Source organism: Streptomyces sp. NEAU-W12 (assembly GCF_026242095.1).
In the GTDB taxonomy this organism is placed as follows: domain Bacteria; phylum Actinomycetota; class Actinomycetes; order Streptomycetales; family Streptomycetaceae; genus Streptomyces.
In genome coordinates, this window is sequence record NZ_JAPJDM010000012.1 from 1 (window position 1) to 16549 (window position 16549).

12 protein-coding genes and 1 pseudogene are annotated in these 16549 nt (G+C 73.7%); 6 read left to right on the forward strand and 7 right to left on the reverse strand.

The window, feature by feature from the left end:
- Positions 1–290 (reverse strand): annotated as a pseudogene (locus ORI94_RS16560) (ABC transporter permease); the annotation flags it as partial.
- Positions 291–567: 277 nt separating this feature from the next.
- On the opposite strand from ORI94_RS16560, the gene ORI94_RS16565 reads away from it, so the two are divergent.
- The gene (locus tag ORI94_RS16565) at positions 568–1206 is read left to right on the forward strand and encodes a TetR/AcrR family transcriptional regulator (RefSeq protein WP_266076028.1); all 639 of its coding nucleotides are present in this window, start codon (positions 568–570) and stop codon (positions 1204–1206) included.
- Positions 1207–1383: 177 nt separating this feature from the next.
- On the opposite strand, the gene galE is transcribed toward ORI94_RS16565, so the two are convergent.
- Positions 1384–2373 carry a UDP-glucose 4-epimerase GalE gene (gene galE, locus ORI94_RS16575; RefSeq protein ID WP_266076030.1) on the reverse strand — a complete coding sequence of 330 codons (990 nt, stop codon included), beginning with the start codon at positions 2371–2373 and terminating at the stop codon, positions 1384–1386.
- Positions 2374–2463: 90 nt separating this feature from the next.
- Entirely contained in the window at positions 2464–3021 is a 558-nt protein-coding gene (locus ORI94_RS16580) for a MarR family winged helix-turn-helix transcriptional regulator (RefSeq protein ID WP_266076032.1), read from the reverse strand.
- A gap of 134 nt (positions 3022–3155) precedes the next feature.
- Between ORI94_RS16580 and ORI94_RS16585 the strand changes: the two genes are divergently transcribed.
- The gene (locus ORI94_RS16585; RefSeq protein WP_266076034.1) at positions 3156–3569 is read left to right on the forward strand and encodes an organic hydroperoxide resistance protein; all 414 of its coding nucleotides are present in this window, start codon (positions 3156–3158) and stop codon (positions 3567–3569) included.
- Positions 3570–3649: 80 nt separating this feature from the next.
- Here ORI94_RS16585 and ORI94_RS16590 read toward each other — a convergent pair whose 3' ends face one another.
- From ORI94_RS16590 to ORI94_RS16600, 3 genes are read right to left on the reverse strand one after another with little or no spacing between them, the layout of a single operon-like run.
- Positions 3650–4564, reverse strand: a complete 915-nt coding sequence (locus ORI94_RS16590; protein WP_266076036.1) for a carbohydrate ABC transporter permease — start codon at positions 4562–4564, stop codon at positions 3650–3652.
- Positions 4561–5907, reverse strand: a complete 1347-nt coding sequence (locus tag ORI94_RS16595) for a carbohydrate ABC transporter permease (RefSeq protein ID WP_266076038.1) — start codon at positions 5905–5907, stop codon at positions 4561–4563. The genes ORI94_RS16590 and ORI94_RS16595 overlap by 4 nt, the downstream gene beginning before the upstream one ends.
- Before the next feature lie 7 nt (positions 5908–5914).
- A complete protein-coding gene (locus ORI94_RS16600) occupies positions 5915–7234 on the reverse strand; it encodes an ABC transporter substrate-binding protein (RefSeq protein ID WP_266076449.1) in 1320 nt (439 codons plus the stop codon).
- On the opposite strand from ORI94_RS16600, the gene ORI94_RS16605 reads away from it, so the two are divergent.
- Entirely contained in the window at positions 7203–7463 is a 261-nt protein-coding gene (locus ORI94_RS16605; protein ID WP_266076522.1) for a hypothetical protein, read from the forward strand. The two genes, ORI94_RS16600 and ORI94_RS16605, sit on opposite strands and share 32 nt — an antisense overlap.
- Positions 7464–7628: 165 nt before the next feature.
- Here ORI94_RS16605 and ORI94_RS16610 read toward each other — a convergent pair whose 3' ends face one another.
- Positions 7629–11477, reverse strand: a complete 3849-nt coding sequence (locus ORI94_RS16610) for an FHA domain-containing protein (protein WP_266076480.1) — start codon at positions 11475–11477, stop codon at positions 7629–7631.
- 529 nt (positions 11478–12006) lie between these two features.
- On the opposite strand from ORI94_RS16610, the gene ORI94_RS16615 reads away from it, so the two are divergent.
- The 3 genes from ORI94_RS16615 to prfB all read left to right on the forward strand — a co-directional run bounded on the left by ORI94_RS16615 (position 12007) and on the right by prfB (position 16304).
- Positions 12007–13707 carry a serine/threonine-protein kinase gene (locus ORI94_RS16615; protein ID WP_266076040.1) on the forward strand — a complete coding sequence of 567 codons (1701 nt, stop codon included), beginning with the start codon at positions 12007–12009 and terminating at the stop codon, positions 13705–13707.
- Positions 13708–13848: 141 nt separating this feature from the next.
- Entirely contained in the window at positions 13849–15099 is a 1251-nt protein-coding gene (locus ORI94_RS16620; RefSeq protein WP_266076042.1) for a serine/threonine-protein kinase, read from the forward strand.
- Positions 15100–15197: 98 nt separating this feature from the next.
- Positions 15198–16304 carry a peptide chain release factor 2 gene (gene prfB, locus ORI94_RS16625; RefSeq protein WP_266076044.1) on the forward strand — a complete coding sequence of 369 codons (1107 nt, stop codon included), beginning with the start codon at positions 15198–15200 and terminating at the stop codon, positions 16302–16304.
- Positions 16305–16549 lie beyond the last annotated feature (245 nt).

Genomic DNA, 16549 nt, shown 5'->3' on the forward strand with positions numbered 1-16549 from the left:
CGGGCGCCCAGCAGCAGGCCGAAGATGAAGAAGTACACGGCCGCGTTCAGCAGCGGCGTGGCCACCTGCCACAGCTGGCCGAGCCTGGCCTGGCTGTACTGCGCGGTCAGCTTCGCCCGGGAGAAGGCGAGGATGAAGTGCCGGCGCGCCCACAGCTCGCGGACGTAGGCGGGCAGGGTGGGGCGGGCGCCGCTGACCGTGAGGCCGTGGCGGGCGGCGAGGGCGGGGAGGTCGTCCTCGGCGGCCGGGTGGACCGGTGCGGGAGGCGGTGTGTGGAGGACCTGACTCACATCCGCTGCTTTCGCTAGGGGGGTGGGGGAGACGGCGGGGTCGTGCGGTGCCGGGTTCCGCCCGGTGTTTCCCCGCGCATCGTCGCGCGTTCACCCACGTCGGGACGGCACCGTATCGTCGCAACGCGAGCGTAGGCCGAACGCGCGTCGGAACGCAACCGTTTCGTCGTAACGGCCCGGGTCCGGCCGGGCCGGGCCGGACCCGGTTTCGTGCCTGGCTGTGGTGGATCGGTGCACGTGCCGTCGTCGGAACGGGTCCGTATCGTCGTCACGCCCTATGCTGGTCCGCATGACGACGAACGCCGAGGAGCCCCAGCCGCCTCCGCGCCGCAGGGCTCCCGCCGGGGCGGCCGTACTGCGCGAGGACGTGACGGAGGCGATCCGGGCGGCGGTCTTCGAGGAGCTCGCGGCCGTCGGCTACGCGCGGATGTCCATCGAGGGCATCGCGCGCCGCGCGGGGGTCGGCAAGACCGCCGTGTACCGCCGCTGGCGGTCCAAACTGCACCTGGTCCTGGACCTGGTCTCGGCGATCGCCGTGCAGGGCCTGCCCGCGCCGGACACCGGCTCCCTGGAGGGTGACCTGCGGCTGCTGTACGAGGTCACCTCACGCGCCCTGCGCCACCCCGTCGCCTCGCAGATCCTCCCCGACCTCCAGGCCGAGGCCGCCCGCAACCCCGACATCGCCGGGGCGCTGCAGAAGGCGCTGCGGGAGGGCCAGGACGGGGTCGCCAAGGGCGTCGTCACGGCGGCCCAGGAGCGGGGCGAGGTACGCCCCGGCGTCGACCACGCCCTGGCCCTCGACCTGATCTCGGGCCCGCTGTACTGGCGCTCGGTGGTCATCCGCAACCCGAAACTCCCGAAGGGCTACCTGGCAGCCCTGGCAAGGGCGACGACCGCGGCGCTCAGGGCGCTGTAGGCGGGTTCAGCCGCACGGCCGCCGGGCGAGGGCGCTGCCGGCCCTGCCGGGCCGAGCCGGGAAGGTTCCCTCGGGGCCGGGCTCGAAGGGGCCGCCCGGGGCGTCGCCGACGGCGGAACCGGCGACGGCGCCCACGGCGTGCTCGGCAGGTGCCGGGGCGGAGGGCATCCGCGCGGTTCAGCCGCGCTCCGCCGCCGGGTGCAGGCGCTGCCAGCCCTGCCAGGCCGAGGTGATCATGTCGTCGACGCTGTGGCGGGCCTTCCAGCCGAGTTCGGTGGCGGCGCGGTCGGACGAGGCGACGACGTTCGCCGGGTCACCGGGGCGGCGGGGGGCGATCGTGGGCCGGAGGCCGTGGCCGGTGAGGGCGTTGATGCGGTCGATCATGCCCCGGACCGAGACGCCCTCGCCGCGGCCGATGTTGAGGGTGAGGTCCCGGCCGGGCGCGGTGCGCAGGGCGTGCGCCGCGGCCACGTGGGCCTCGGCCAGGTCGACGACGTGGATGTAGTCGCGGACGCAGGTGCCGTCCGGGGTCGGGTAGTCGTCGCCGAACACCCGCGGGGGCTCGTTCGCGGTCAGCTTCTCGAAGACCATGGGGACGAGGTTGTGGACGCCCGTGTCGGCGAGTTCCGGGCGCGCGGCGCCCGCCACGTTGAAGTAGCGCAGGGAGGCGGTGGACAGGCCGGTCGCCCGCCCCGTGGCGCGGACCAGCCACTCGCCGGCCAGCTTCGTCTCGCCGTAGGGGGAGATCGGCAGGCAGGGGGTGTCCTCGGTGACCAGCCCGGCGCCGGAGGGCGGCGTGCCGTACACCGCCGCCGACGACGAGAACACGAAGGACGACGCCGCGTCCGCCGCCGTCACCGCCTCCAGCAGGACGCGCAGGCCCTCGACGTTCTCCCGGTAGTAGTGCAGGGGCAGTTCCACCGACTCGCCCACCTGCTTCTTCGCCGCCAGGTGCACGACGCCGGTGACCTCGTGGTCGGCGAGGGCGCGCGCCACCCGTTCGCCGTCCAGGACCGAGCCGACCACCAGCGGTACGCCGTCCGGCACGCGGTCGGGGATGCCGGTGGACAGGTCGTCGTACACCACCGTCCGTTCCCCCGCCTCGGTCATCGCGCGTACGACGTGCGCCCCGATGTAACCGGCGCCGCCGGTGATCAACCAGGTCATGTGCGACCGTCCCCTCGTCGTTGGCCCCGTGGCGGTGCGGTGGGTGGTCGGTCTCCACCGTGCGTCCGGTCTCCGCCGTCCGTCAGGATCCTAGGCTCCGTTCGCCGCCGCCGTGTCCAGTGCGGTGGTGAGACGGTCCAGGCGGACCTTCAGGTCCTGGATCTCGTCGAGCCCGAATCCGGTCGCGGTGGCGATCCGGCGCGGGAGGTCGAGGGCCTGGCCGCGCAGCGCGAGGCCCTCCCCGGTGGGCCGTACCTCCACCGAGCGCTCGTCGCGCGCACTGCGTTCCCGATGGACCAGGCCGGCCGCCTCCAGCCGCTTGAGCAGCGGGGACAGCGTGCCGGAGTCGAGCCGCAGGTGCTCGCCGAGCGTCTTGACGGGCAGCGTGCCGTGCTCCCAGAGGGCCAGCATCACCAGGTACTGGGGATAGGTGAGGCCGAGGTCCTTGAGGAGGACGCGGTACAGGCCGTTGAAGGCGCGTGAGGCGGACTGCAGGGAGAAGCAGACGTGCTGGTCGAGGCGGAGTGCGCCGACGGGGGAGTCGGGCAGCGGGGTGCCGGCCGGATCGGGGGGCGGGGCGACGGCCCGCTCCGGGGAGGCGGCGACGGCCGGCTCCGGGGCCGGCCCGGCGTTCGGGGTCGGTGTCATGGCTCCAGAGTAGCTCTTTCGAGCCATTTGGTTGTGTGCAATTTAATTGTGTGCTTTCCTTGTGGTCGTGCGGAGGTCCGGGCCACCGACGGGCCGGCTGCCGCACGACCGTCATTCGAGAGGGAAGGGTTCCCATGGACGCGCTCTACACCGCTGTCGCCACCGCCACCCACGGCCGTGACGGCCGCGCCGTCACCTCCGACGGCAAGCTGGACCTCGGCCTCAGCGCCCCCGTGGAGCTGGGCGGCAACGGCGAGGGCACCAACCCGGAGCAGCTGTTCGCCGCCGGTTACGCGGCCTGCTTCGGCAGTGCCCTCGGCCTGGTCGGCCGGACCGCGAAGGTGGACGTCAGCGAGGCCGCGGTGACCGCCGAGGTCGGCATAGGCAAGCAGGGCGAGGGCTTCGCGCTCGCCGTGACGCTGCGCGTCGAGCTGCCCGACACCGTGGACCAGGAGACCGGACGCAAGCTGGTCGAGCAGGCCCACCAGGTCTGCCCCTACTCCAACGCCACCCGCGGCAACATCCAGGTCGAGCTCGTCATCGAGTAGCCCACGGGACCGGGGCCGGTCCCGGCCGTGTTTCGGGCCCCGGACGCGCACGTCGCGTCCGGGGCCCGAAACGCGGTACGTCACTTCACCGCGCCCGCCATCACGCCGGAGACGAACTGCCGCTGGAAGGCGAAGAACACGGCCAGCGGGATCACCATCGAGATGAACGCGCCCGGTGCCAGCACGTCGATGTTGTTGCCGAACTGCCGTACCTGCGTCTGCAGCGCGACCGTGATCGGCTGGCTCCCGGAGTCCGTGAAGATCAGCGCGACCAGCATGTCGTTCCACACCCACAGGAACTGGAAGATGCCCAGCGAGGCGATCGCCGGCCCGCCCAGCGGCATCACCACCCGGGCGAACAGGCGCAGTTCGCCGGCGCCGTCCAGGCGGGCCGCTTCCAGCAGCTCCTTCGGGATCTCCGCGAAGAAGTTGCGCAGCAGGAACACCGCGAACGGCAGACCGAAGCCGACGTGGAAGAGGACCACGCCGACGACCGAGCCGAAGACGCCGATGGTGCCGAAGAGTTCGGCGATCGGGATCAGCGCCACCTGCACCGGCACCACCAACAGCCCCACCACGCCCAGGAACCACCAGTCCCGGCCGGGGAACTCCATCCAGGCGAAGGCGTATCCGGCCAGCGAGCCGATCACCACCACCAGCACCGTCGCCGGGACGGTGATGTACACCGTGTTCAGCAGGGAACCGGTGATGTCGTCGTTCTCCAGCAGGGTCTCGTAGGCGCCGAAGGTGAGCTGCGACGGCTCGGTGAACACCGTCCACCAGCCGTCGGCGGCCATGTCCTGCGGGGTGCGCAGGCTGGCCAGCAGCAGACCGGTCGTCGGGACCAGCCAGAACAGACCGACGACGGTCAGGAAGACGCGGACCAGTCCGCCGCTCACCCACTCGCCGAGCCTCGAACCCAGTGACCGCCCGGCCTTGACGGCACCGGCAGGCGGCGAGGACGCCCCGGTGCCACTGCCGCCGTCCGCGCTCATCGCCGTACCTCCCGCCTCAGCCGCCGCACGTTGAACCACATCACCGGGATCACCAGAAGCAGCAGGAACACCGCGATCGCGCTGGCGATGCCCGGCTGGTCCTCGGAGAAGCCCTTGCGGTACAGCTCCAGCGCGAGGACGTTGGCGTCGTCCTGGGAGGAGCCGGGCGCGATGATGAACACCAGGTCGAACACCTTGAGCACATTGATCATCAGGGTGACGGTGACCACCGCGAGCACCGGCGCCAGCATCGGCACCGTGATCCTCCGGAACACCTGCCACTCGTTGGCGCCGTCGACCCGCGCGGCCTCCAGCAGCTCCCGCGGCATGCCCGCGAGCCCGGCCGCGATCAGCACCATCGCGAAGCCCGCCCACATCCAGATGTACGAGCCGACGACGGCCGGCGTGACCAGCGACGGGCCCAGCCAGTCCAGGCCGTTGTACGGCTCCTGGAAGTTGCTCGCCGGCAGCCGGAGCCGTGCGCCGTCCGCCTTCGCCGACAGGGAGAACGTGCCGTCGGCGCCCGCCGTGGCCGTCTCCACCACCGTGCCGTCCCTGACCGCCTCGATCCTCATGCCGGGATAGCCCAGCTCGTCCGCGTCGACGCCGTTCAGCGTGCCGACGCCCTTGCCGCGGGTGAAGTCCTGCCAGGTCGTGCCGGTGATCCGGTCCGCCTTCGGCTTCGGCGGCGCGGCCCGCTCCGCGTCGTCCGGGAGCAGGCCCGGCGCGACACCGACCAGCGGCAGCGCGACGGTCCCACCGACGCTCACCGTCGCCCTGGTGACGAAGGCACCCCCGCCGGCCGCCTCCAGCGGCGACTCACGGCCGGGGTGGGCCTTCGGGTACGCCGACGACCGGGCGAAGGTGTCGTGCACGCCCACCCACACCGCGTTCGCCACGCCCTTGTCCGGGTCCTGGTCGTACACCAGGCGGAAGATGATGCCCGCCGCCAGCATCGAGATCGCCATCGGCATGAAGACGACCAGCTTGAACGCCGTTCCCCAGCGGATCCGTTCGGTCAGCACCGCGAAGACCAGGCCGAGCGCGGTGGCGACCGTCGGCGCGAACACCACCCAGACGACGTTGTTCCTCAGGGCGGCGCGGATGCCGTCGTCGGTGAACAGGGCCCGGTAGTTGTCGAACCCGGCGAATCCGTCGCCGGACCGGTCGTAGAAGCTGCGGACGACGGAGTACCCGATCGGGTAGACCACGAGCGCACCGAGCAGCAGCAGCGCGGGCAGCAGGAACAGCGCCGCCACGGTGGTGCGGGTGCCGGTGACGCTCCTGCGCGGCTGGCGAGCGGCAGGGGCCCCGGAGGACCCCGCCGCCGTGTCCGACGCCATCGCCGGCTCAGTCCCCGTACGCCGCGGCCGCGCCGGCCTCCAGCTGCCGCTGGGCGCCCGCGACGTCCTTCGGGTTCTTCAGGAAGTCCTGGAGCGCCTTCCACTCGCCCTTGCCGGGGGTACCGCCGAAGGCCTGCGGGGCCTGGTCGGACATGTCGAAGCGGAAGTCGTCCCCGGCGTCGACGAGCGCCCGGGCCATCTTCCGCTGCACCTCGTTCGGATACGCCGAGTTCGGCACGTTCCTGTTCGGCGAGAGGTAGCCGCCCAGCTTCGCCTGGACGCCGGCGGCGTCCGGGGAGGCGAGGAACGTCGCCAGCGCCTGCGCCGCCTTCGAGTCCTCGAGGATCACGGCCGCGTCGCCGCCGGACACCACGGGCGGGCTGTCACCGACCGCGGGGAACGGGAACACCTTCGCGTCCGTACCGACCTCCGCCTCGGTCTCGCCGATGTTCACCTGGACGAAGTCGCCCTCGTAGACCATGCCCGCCTCGGGCTGGTCGCCGCCGGTGAAGGTCTGCGTCACGGAGGCCGGGAACTCGGTCTGCAGGGCGCCGTCCGGGCCGCCCGCCAGGTACTCCGGCTTGCCCCAGATCTCCGCCAGCGTGGTCAGCGCGTCCTTCACGGACGGGTCCGTCCACTCGATCTCGTGCGCGGCGAGCCGGTCGTACTTCTCCGGGCCCGCCTGGGAGAGGTAGATGTTCTCGAACCAGTCGGTGAGCGTCCAGCCGTCGGCGCCGCCGACCGAGAACGGGGTGACACCGGAGTCGTAGACCGTCCGCGCCGTGCTGAGCAGGTCCTGCCAGGTGGCCGGCTCACTCGCGCCGGCGTTCTCGAAGACCTGGACGTTGTACCAGATCAGCGACTTGTTGGCGGCCTTGTAGTAGACGCCGTACGGCGTGCCGTCGACCGAGCCGATGTCCTGCCAGCCCTGCGAGTAGTTCTTCTCGAGCTCCGCCTGCGCCTCGGCGCCCAGCGGCTTCGCCCAGCCCTTCTCCACGGCCTGCTTGACGGCGCCCGGCTGCGGCAGCAGCGCCACGTCGGGCGGGGCGCCGCCCGCGATCTTCGAACCGAGGAAGTTGACGATGGGGTCCTGGGCGGGAACGAACGTCACCTTCGCGCCGGTGCGCTTCTCGAACTCCGCGAGGACCTTCTTGAAGTTGGCCTGTTCGGTGCCGGTCCACACGGCGGCGACCTCGAGGCTCTGGCCGTCGAGCCGGGGAAGGGTGACGGTGGAGGCGGTCTCGTCGGTGCCGCCGCCCGGCCCGTCGCTGCCGTCGTCGTCGCCCCCGCACGCGGTGAGCGAGACCGCGAGCACGCCCGCGACCATCGCGGCCGCCGCCCTGACGGCCCTGCGGGTGCGGGGAGTTGCCGTTGCGGTGGGTGTACCGGACGACCCGCGTGCCCGGATGATCCTGCTCGTCCTGCGCATCACTGCCCCGTTCTTCGTACCTCGTCGAACGCCGAGCACTGTCCCGTGCGCTCTGGTGTACGCCCGTGAGGTCGAGGGCGGCAAGAGCGCGTCTCGTGTCAAGTCCGGGATCGTGACCGCGTCGTGACTCTCCGGGGCGGAGGAGTCCCGTCCGGACCCGCGGGAGTGGGTCGTACGCCCTCGACACCCATGGAGCACAGGGGTGTTGAGGGTGTTGAGGGATTCTGCGGGTGGGGCTGGTGCGAGGGCCGTGACGGCCGGGGAACGGGGCGCGCCGCTCCCCGGGGCCGGGTCACAGCAGCGACGGCACCTCGGTGGCCGCGACCTCGCGGGCCGCGCGTTCCAGCGCGCTGGCGAGCAGCGCCAGGTCGGTCGGGCCGTTGCCGAGTTCCCTGACCGTGCGGCGGGCCGGCGGATCGCCCATGCGGTGCCACTCCAGCGGCACGACCGTGGGCCGCAGCGTCGCCGTGCGCGGGATACGCCCGGTCACCCGCCCGCCCTGGAACGCGGTCACCCGGCCGTCCGGGTGGGCCAGACGCCCCCGGCCCGGAGCCGGCTCGTCCCCGCTCTCCTGGTTCGGCTCGAACGGGGAGCCGGCCCCGCGGCCCGGCGCCGGCGCGTCGAGCGTCACGCGCAGGGTCGCGCGGCGCACCGGCTCGGTCTCCGCCGTACGGGCACAGGGTCCGGTGGCCGACACCAGGTGCACGCCCAGCCGTTCACCCTCCCGCGCCACCGCCTCCAGCGCCCGCAGCACCGACCCGGCGGCGGGCCGCCCCGGTGAACCGAGTGCGGGGGAGACCAGCGCGTCCAGGTCGTCCACGACCACGATCAGCCGGGGCAGCGGCGGCGGGGCCTCGGCCCTGCGCCGGGCGGCGCCGGGCCGCAGCCGCAGCGTGGAACTGCTGGGCAGGGAATCCAGGTCTCCACGGTGCTCGCCGCCGCCGGTCGCGGGGCCGCGGGGCGCGGCCGCGCGCTGGGCGACCATACGGTCCGACAGCTCGCGCCCGGTGTGCCACTCCACGAAGTCCGACCGGCCGAGGAGTTCGGCACGCCGCTTCAGCTCGGCGCTCAGCGACTGGGCGAACTCCCGCATCCGCACCGGGTCGTTGGCGCTGAGATGCGTGGTGACGTGCGGTACGTCCGTACACACGCGCAGTCCGTCGCCCTGGCCGCCGTCCGTGGTGCCGGCGCGGCCGTCCACCAGCACGATGCCCAGCCGGTCCGGCCGCTCGGCCGCGGCCAGGGAGGCGACGACGGCCCGGAGCAGTTCCGTACGGCCACTGCCGGACGGGCCCTCCACCAGCAGATGCGGCCCGTCGGCCACCAGATCGGCGGAGACCGGGCCACGCGGCCCGGCACCCAGCACCGCGCACACCCGGCCGCCGAGCCGCTCCTTGTCGTCGGCCGAGTCCGCCCAACGGGCCATCAGCGAGGCCGGGGTGGCGCGGGCCAACCCCAGCTCGTCCAGCAGCCGCGCCGATGGGGGCAGCGGCACCGACACACGCGCGTGCCGCGTGCCGGGAGCGCCCGCCGTGCGCAACGGTGCCAGGGCCCGCGCGAACCGCTCGGCCCACGCGGGGGAGACCGCGTCGACCGTGGCCACCGTGCCGTGGCCGACCGGGCCCGGTGCCGTCCCCGAACCGGTGGCGGCCACCCGCAGCAGCCGCAGGGTGGTCGCCACGTCCCCGCTGAGCAGGGCGACGGCACCGCACTCCCGGAACGCGGGCGTCACCGCGCAGGCCGCCTCGTACGTCCTCGTCACCGGGGAGGAGGCCGAGGCGGCGGCCGTCTCGGCGAGACACACCAGGTGGATCCCGGCCCGCGGCCCCTCCACCGCCAGCCGTGCCACCGCGTCGCGCACCCCGGGGTCCCCGGGGTCGCCGTCCAGGACGACCACGGTGTACGACCCGGCGAAGCCGCCCGCCGCACCGCCACCGGCGCTGTCGTCCCGGGCCCGGGAGGGGCGCCGGGGGGCACCCCGGTCGGCGCCGGAGGCCCGGGGCTGTTCGGGGATGAGCGGGGCGGACGAGGTGGAGGAGACGGACGAGCCGGAGGGGGCGGCCGGGGCGGAGGAGGTGCGGGACGCGTGGTCGTGGTCCTCCAGGCGGCGCAGCAGCTCCTCGGCGCGGGCCGCCGCCTGTTCACGGTCGTGGGCGAGGAGCAGCCGGCAGTCCTGCCCGTGCCCCGGCCGTACGTGTGGCAGCCAGCCCAGCCAGGCCCATTCCGCGGTGCGCTCCTCCAGGGTGCGGGAGCGGTCGGCGGTGATCAGGACGATCTCGAGCACGTCGGGGGAGTGCAGTGCGGCGAGCTGGGCCAGGACCGCGCGGGCCAGCCCGGTGAGCCGCTCGCGCGGACCGGCCAGACCCAGCGAGCCCACCTCGCACAGCCCCGACGTCACCGGTACGGCGGGCAGCAGGCCCGAACCGCCGGGCACCGCCCGGTCGGCCGTGCCGAGGCGTATCGCGAGCGCCTCCGGGTGGCCGGGTCCGCGCTCCCACAGGCGGGGGCCGGGGCCCAGGGCGGTCAGCAGCAGGGTGGCGGGGTCGGGCCAGGTCTCGGGCGGCCCGGCCGCGGCGGCGGCGGCCGGTTCGGCCGGGACGGCACCGGACGCCTCCCCGCCGTACGGGTCCGGTCCGGTGCTCTCCGGCTCCGGACGTCCCCCGGCCAGCCGGCGTGCCCACGCCGAGAGCCCGCCGCGCCGGCGTCCACCGGAGGGCTGCGGCGCGAGGTCGGCTTCGGCCGGACCGGTGCCGCGCGCCGGGGTGCCCCGGCGGCCGTCGGCGGGCCGGTTCCCAGGAGTGCCGGACCAGGCGGTGAGCCCGCCGTCGGCACCGGACCCGGCGGGCGCGCCGGTACCACCCGCGTGGGTGCCGGCCCCCGCCCCGGAGACCCGGCCGGGCCCGTCGCCGGCCGGCCTCGGCTGCGACACCCGGCGCCCCTTGGGGACCCGCGGCACCTCGCCCCGGGAGGCCACGTGGACCGTACTTCCGCCGTGGCGATCGGTGTTTCTGGAGCCGTAGCCGTAGCCGTAGTCGGTCTCGGAGCCGAGACCGGCACCAGCATCAGCACCAGAGCCCGTGCCCGTGTCCGAACGGGAGCCGGGGCCCGGGCCGAAAGCGGGGCCGGGGCCCGAATCCGAGCCGTAGGCCGAACCGGAACCCGGACCGAAGCCGGAGCCCGTGTTTGTGTCCGTGTCCGAACGGGAGCCGGAAGCGGCGCCCGAGCCCGAGCCGTGGACCGAACCCGAACCCCGACCGCCCGTCCCGCGGTTCTCGGCCCCCGGGGCACTGCCCCGACCGGGTACCGGCGGGGTTTCCCCGGTGGTCCGGACCGTCGCGGAACCGTGGGCGTGGTGTGTCGGGCCGTCCGGCGGACGCACGGCCGCCGCCTGCGAGCCCGCGCCCGCCTGCGAGCCCGCGCCCGCCTCCGCGCCCGAGAGCGGCTCGGCGGACGACCCCGTGAGCGGCTCCGTGGACGGCTCCGGCACGCGGACGTGCCCCTCGCCGTCCGGCGTCGTCCACGCCCGCGCCCCCGGCCCCGCGGCCGGGGTGAGCCGGAGGGCCGACTCGCCGATCCGCAGCAGCGCGCCCGGTGCCAGGGCGACCGGGCGGGAGCCCACCCGTCGGCCGTCCAGGGTCGTGCCGTTGGTGGAGCCGAGGTCGGCGACCGAGACCCTGCCGTCCGGGCCGACCGTCACCGCGCAGTGCAGCCGGGAGACGTCCGGGTCGTCGAGCGGCACATCCGCGTCGGCCGAGCGGCCGATGCGGATCTCACCGCCGTGCAGCAGATGGACGCCGCCCGCGTCGGGACCGGCGACGACGTGGAGCCTGGTCGGGGCGTCGTCCAGCTCGGGATGCGGCTCGGGCTGGCCCGGGGCGCCCACGGCCAGCACCGCACCGTCGATCAGGGGCGGCTCGCCGAGCGTGCAGCGCTGGGCGTCCAGCCGCTGGTCGCCGGCGTACAGCACCGGGGCGCCGGAGGAGCCCGGGGAACCGGAGGCGCTGTCGCCGCCAAAGACCGCGGAGGCCAGCGCGGTGGCCACCGCCGCCAGGGCCGTACCGGCGGGGGCGGTGACGACCACATGGCCTCGCGCGGGGGAGAGCGGGCCCAGCGGATCTACCACGGTCAGCCGGATCTGCATCGCCGTGAGCGGTCCCTTCTGCGCGAGCGCCCGTGGTACGGAGGACGGGACCGCCCCGCGGTCCCCCACCGCGGACTTCCCCCACCACCACACGCGCACGTACGGCCAGTGCTCCCCGCATCCTCGCACCTGCCACCGACAACGCGCCCGCCTTCCCGCATCAAATGATCTTGATTGGTCGGCTCTGCCCTCAAAAGTGCCTGACCAATGAGCCGTGAATGAGCGTTCCACCGCCACTTGAGATCGGTCACGTGTGGCCCTCGGCAACCAAGGGACCGGGTCGGGCGTCTTCCCTTCACACGTGTTGCCTCGCGTCGCCTCGCACGGGGGTGGGGCCCGCGGGCCCCGTACGGGAGACGGGGAGGGAACCGAAAAGGAACCGAAAAGGAACCGGGAAGGAACCGGGAAGGAAGTCGTCGACGGTGTCAGGCCGGTGTCCCGCGCTGCGGCATTACAGTGGGGCGGAACATTTCCGAGCACGACGCATCACGGTGTACGCCAGCCAAGCAAGCAGCAGGGAGCGCATGACGTGCGGCCGGTAGGCAGCAAGTACCTGCTCGAGGAGCCGATCGGACGCGGCGCCACGGGCACCGTCTGGCGGGCCCGCCAGCGGGAGACCGCGGGGGCCGAGGCGGCGGTGCCCGGTCAGCCGGGAGAGACCGTCGCGATCAAGGTCCTCAAGGAGGAGCTCGCGAACGACGCGGACGTCGTGATGCGTTTTTTGAGGGAACGCTCCGTCCTGCTCAGACTGACCCACCCCAACATCGTCCGGGTCCGCGACCTGGTCGTCGAGGGTGATCTGCTGGCGCTGGTCATGGACCTCGTCGAGGGCCCCGACCTGCACCGTTACCTGCGCGAGAACGGCCCCTTCACACCCGCCGGCGCCGCTCTCATGACCGCCCAGATCGCCGACGCCCTCGCCGTCAGCCACGCCGACGGCGTGGTGCACCGCGACCTGAAGCCCGCCAACGTGCTGCTCCAGCAGGGCGGCGGCGAGCTGCACCCGATGCTGACCGACTTCGGCATCGCCCGGCTGGCCGACTCCCCGGGGCTGACCCGCACCCACGAGTTCGTCGGCACGCCCGCGTACATCGCGCCGGAGTCCGCCGAGGGCCGCCCGCAGACCTCCGCCGTCGACATCTACGGCGCCGGCATCCTGCTGTACGAGCTGGTCACCGGCCGCCCGCCGTTCTCCGGCGGCTCCGCCCTGGAGGTGCTGCACCAGCACCTGAGTGCCGAACCGCGCCGCCCCTCCACGGTCCCGGACCCGCTCTGGACGGTCATAGAGCGCTGCCTCAGCAAGAACCCCGAGCAGCGGCCCAGCGCCGAGAACCTCGCGCGCGGCCTGCGGGTCGTCGCCGACGGCATCGGCGTGCACGTGAACTCCGCGCAGATCTCCGCCGCCGAGAACGTCGGCGTGCTCCTCATGCCCGACCCGGCGCCCGCCCCCGTGCCCGGCACCCCCGGCGCGCCCGGTTCCGCCGACCCGACGCAGGTGCTGCCGCACACCCAGGGCGCGTACGACCCCGACGGCGCGACCAGCGTCCTGCCGCAGACCGGCCCCCGCGCCGGCGCGGGCGGCCCCTCCGGCGCCGCCGACCCGACCGCCGTCATGCCCCCGGTACCGCCCGGCCCGCCGGGCCGGGGCGGCCAGGGACAGCCCGGCCCCGACGACCCGCATCCCTGGCAGAACCAGATGCGCGCGGCCCGCGACCGCAACGAGCAGACCCAGGTCCAGTACGTCGACCCGGGTGAGGACCCGCTGCGCCGCCGCCCCCAGCGGCAGGTCGCCCGGCCACAGCAACAGCCGCAGCAGCCGCCGCGGCGCCGCCCGCAGTCCGGAACCGGCCCCGGACGGCAGCAGCCGTACCAGCAGGCGCAGCAGCCTCAGCAGTACGCCCCGCCCCCGCCCCCGCAGCCCCGGCCCCAGCGGTCGCGGCAGCCGGAGCCGCAGCGGTACACCCCGCCGCCGGAGCCGCGACGCCCCGCGCGCGAGCCCCGGCAGCGCGGCGCCAACCCGATGCGCATCCCCGGTCTCGGCTGTCTGAAGGGCTGCCTGTTCACGATCGTCATCCTGTTCGTGGCGAGCTGGCTGATCTGGGAGCTGAGCCCGCTGCAGGACTGGATCGGCAGCGGCAAGGGCTACTGGGACCAGCTCACCGACTGGTTCGACAACACGGTGGGCTGGTTCCAGGAGCTGGGCGATTCCGGGTCCGACCTGCCGCAGTAGTCCGGCGCTGCCGACGGCCCGGGGCGCTTCCGGCCGGTTTGCCGATGTGTCGACATCCGGCGGGTGATTTCCGGATCCCCGGTGAAGGCCGGCTTCCGGGGCGCGTAGCTTTGGCGGCAACACGCGTCGGTAGGAGCAGTCTTGGCACGGAAGATCGGCAGCCGGTACACCGCCCACCAGGTCCTCGGCCGGGGCAGCGCCGGCACGGTGTGGCTCGGCGAGGGGCCGGAGGGGCCCGTCGCCGTCAAGCTGCTGCGCGAGGACCTCTCCTCGGACCAGGAACTCGTCGGACGCTTCGTGCAGGAGCGGACGGCGCTGCTCGGCCTGGAGCACCCGCACGTCGTCGCGGTGCGCGACCTGGTGGTCGACGGCAACGATCTCGCGCTGGTCATGGACCTGGTCCGCGGTACGGATCTGCGCACCCGCCTCGACCGCGAGCGCAGGCTCGCCCCGGAGGCCGCCGTGGCGATCGTCGCCGACGTCGCGGACGGCCTGGCGGCGGCGCACGCGGCGGGGGTCGTGCACCGGGACGTCAAGCCGGAGAACGTCCTGCTGGACATGCAGGGTCCGCTCGGCCCCGGCGGCTCGCACCGGGCGCTGCTGACCGACTTCGGTGTGGCCAAGCTCATCGACACCCCGCGCCGCACCCGTGCCACGAAGATCATCGGGACGCCGGACTACCTGGCTCCGGAGATCGTGGAGGGTCTGCCGCCGCGCGCGTCGGTCGACATCTACGCCCTCGCCACGGTCCTGTACGAGCTGCTCGCGGGCTTCACGCCGTTCGGCGGCGGACATCCCGGAGCGGTGCTGCGCCGCCATGTCACGGAGTCGGTCGTCCCGCTCCCCGGCATCCCCGACGAGCTGTGGCAGCTGCTCGTGCAGTGCCTGGCCAAGGCGCCCGCCTCGCGGCTGCGGGCCTCGGAGCTCGGGGCGCGGCTGCGGGAGCTGCTGCCCCTGCTGGCCGGGATGCCGCCGCTGGACGTGGACGAGCCGGACACCGGCTCGGCGGAGCGGGAGGGCGACGAGACCCGGCCCTCCGGTCCGGCGCCGGCCGCCGGGGAGCCCGCGCCGCGCCGCGGCGCCGTTCCGCTGGTGCCGGGAGCGAAGCCGGCCGACTCCAACCGGGACACCCATACGTCGATGCGGGTGCCGGCCCCGGACGAGCTGGCCGGAGGCGCCCGCGGCACGGCCCGCGCGCCCCGCGCCAGCGGCGCCCGCCGCCCCGGCTCCGCCCGCAACCGTGCGATCGCCCGGCGGCGCCGGCTGACCCTCGCCGCGCTGACGGTGACCCTGCTGGCCGCCGTCGGCGCGGGCGCCTGGCTGGCCGCCTCGGACGAGGGGCCCGGAGCGGACCCGCGCGACTCGAACAACTCGGCCCCCGCCACGCCCTGACCCCCGCCACGCCGCCCTGACCTGCCCCGACGCACGCGAAAGGCCCTGCGGGCGGGCGTCCGGCATGGGCTGCTCGGGCGAGCCGTTACGCTGGGGGTGTGGCAGTCGTCGATGTTTCCGAAGAGCTCAAGTCCCTCTCCTCGACCATGGAGTCGATCGAGGCCGTTCTGGACCTCGACAAGCTGAGGGCAGACATCGCCGTGCTCGAGGAGCAGGCGGCCGCTCCCTCCCTGTGGGACGACCCGGATGCGGCGCAGAAGATCACCAGCAAGCTCTCCCACCTCCAGGCCGAGGTCAGGAAGGCGGAGACGCTGCGCGGGCGGATCGACGATCTCGCCGTGCTCTTCGAGATGGCCGAGGAGGAGGACGACCCGGACACCCGCGCGGAGGCCGAGTCCGAGCTGACCAACGTCCGCAAGGCGCTCGACGAGATGGAGGTCCGGACCCTCCTGTCCGGCGAGTACGACGCGCGCGAGGCGCTCGTCAACATCCGCGCGGAGGCCGGTGGCGTCGACGCCGCCGACTTCGCGGAGAAGCTCCAGCGCATGTACCTGCGCTGGGCCGAGCAGCACGGCTACAGGACCGAGATCTACGAGACGTCGTACGCGGAGGAGGCCGGCATCAAGTCGACCACCTTCGCCGTGCAGGTGCCGTACGCCTACGGCACCCTCTCGGTCGAGCAGGGCACCCACCGGCTGGTGCGCATCTCGCCCTTCGACAACCAGGGCCGTCGCCAGACCTCGTTCGCGGGAGTCGAGGTGCTGCCCGTCGTCGAGCAGACCGACCACGTCGAGATCGACGAGTCCGAGCTGCGGGTGGACGTGTACCGGTCGTCCGGGCCCGGCGGCCAGGGCGTGAACACCACCGACTCCGCGGTGCGGCTGACCCACCTCCCCACCGGCATCGTGGTCTCCTGCCAGAACGAGCGCTCGCAGATCCAGAACAAGGCCACCGCGATGAACGTCCTCCAGGCCAAGTTGCTGGAGCGGCGCCGTCAGGAGGAGCAGGCCAGGATGGACGCCCTCAAGGGCGACGGCGGCAACTCCTGGGGCAACCAGATGCGTTCGTACGTGCTGCACCCCTACCAGATGGTCAAGGACCTGCGCACGGAGCACGAAGTCGGCAACCCCGAGGCCGTTTTCAACGGTGAGATCCAGGGTTTCCTGGAAGCCGGAATTCGCTGGCGCAAGCAGCGGGAGAAGTAACCCCGCGCGCGAACAGCGCTTTGTCGACAAGGCAACTGCCGCCCCTGTGGCGGCAGTTGCTTTTTGTGCGTCGGAGAAGTCGGGGTTTTACATCACAATCACAGCTCCAACTCTCGGCAAAGTACCTTTACTCGGACATCGCGTACGCAACGGCCTTGACGTTCATTTGAAAAATGGGAAGGGTGAGGCGCGGCATGCGTATCTCTGGGGCGCATGTGAACCGGGGGGGCTTGCCTGTGGCAGCC

Coding starts and splice junctions, on each gene's coding strand:
- ORI94_RS16565 (WP_266076028.1), top strand. CDS start 568: ATGCTGGTCCGCATGACGACGAACGCCGAGGAGCCCCAGCCGCCTCCG.
- galE (WP_266076030.1), bottom strand. CDS start 2,373: ATGACCTGGTTGATCACCGGCGGCGCCGGTTACATCGGGGCGCACGTC.
- ORI94_RS16580 (WP_266076032.1), bottom strand. CDS start 3,021: ATGACACCGACCCCGAACGCCGGGCCGGCCCCGGAGCCGGCCGTCGCC.
- ORI94_RS16585 (WP_266076034.1), top strand. CDS start 3,156: ATGGACGCGCTCTACACCGCTGTCGCCACCGCCACCCACGGCCGTGAC.
- ORI94_RS16590 (WP_266076036.1), bottom strand. CDS start 4,564: ATGAGCGCGGACGGCGGCAGTGGCACCGGGGCGTCCTCGCCGCCTGCC.
- ORI94_RS16595 (WP_266076038.1), bottom strand. CDS start 5,907: ATGGCGTCGGACACGGCGGCGGGGTCCTCCGGGGCCCCTGCCGCTCGC.
- ORI94_RS16600 (WP_266076449.1), bottom strand. CDS start 7,234: ATGGTCGCGGGCGTGCTCGCGGTCTCGCTCACCGCGTGCGGGGGCGAC.
- ORI94_RS16610 (WP_266076480.1), bottom strand. CDS start 11,477: ATGCAGATCCGGCTGACCGTGGTAGATCCGCTGGGCCCGCTCTCCCCC.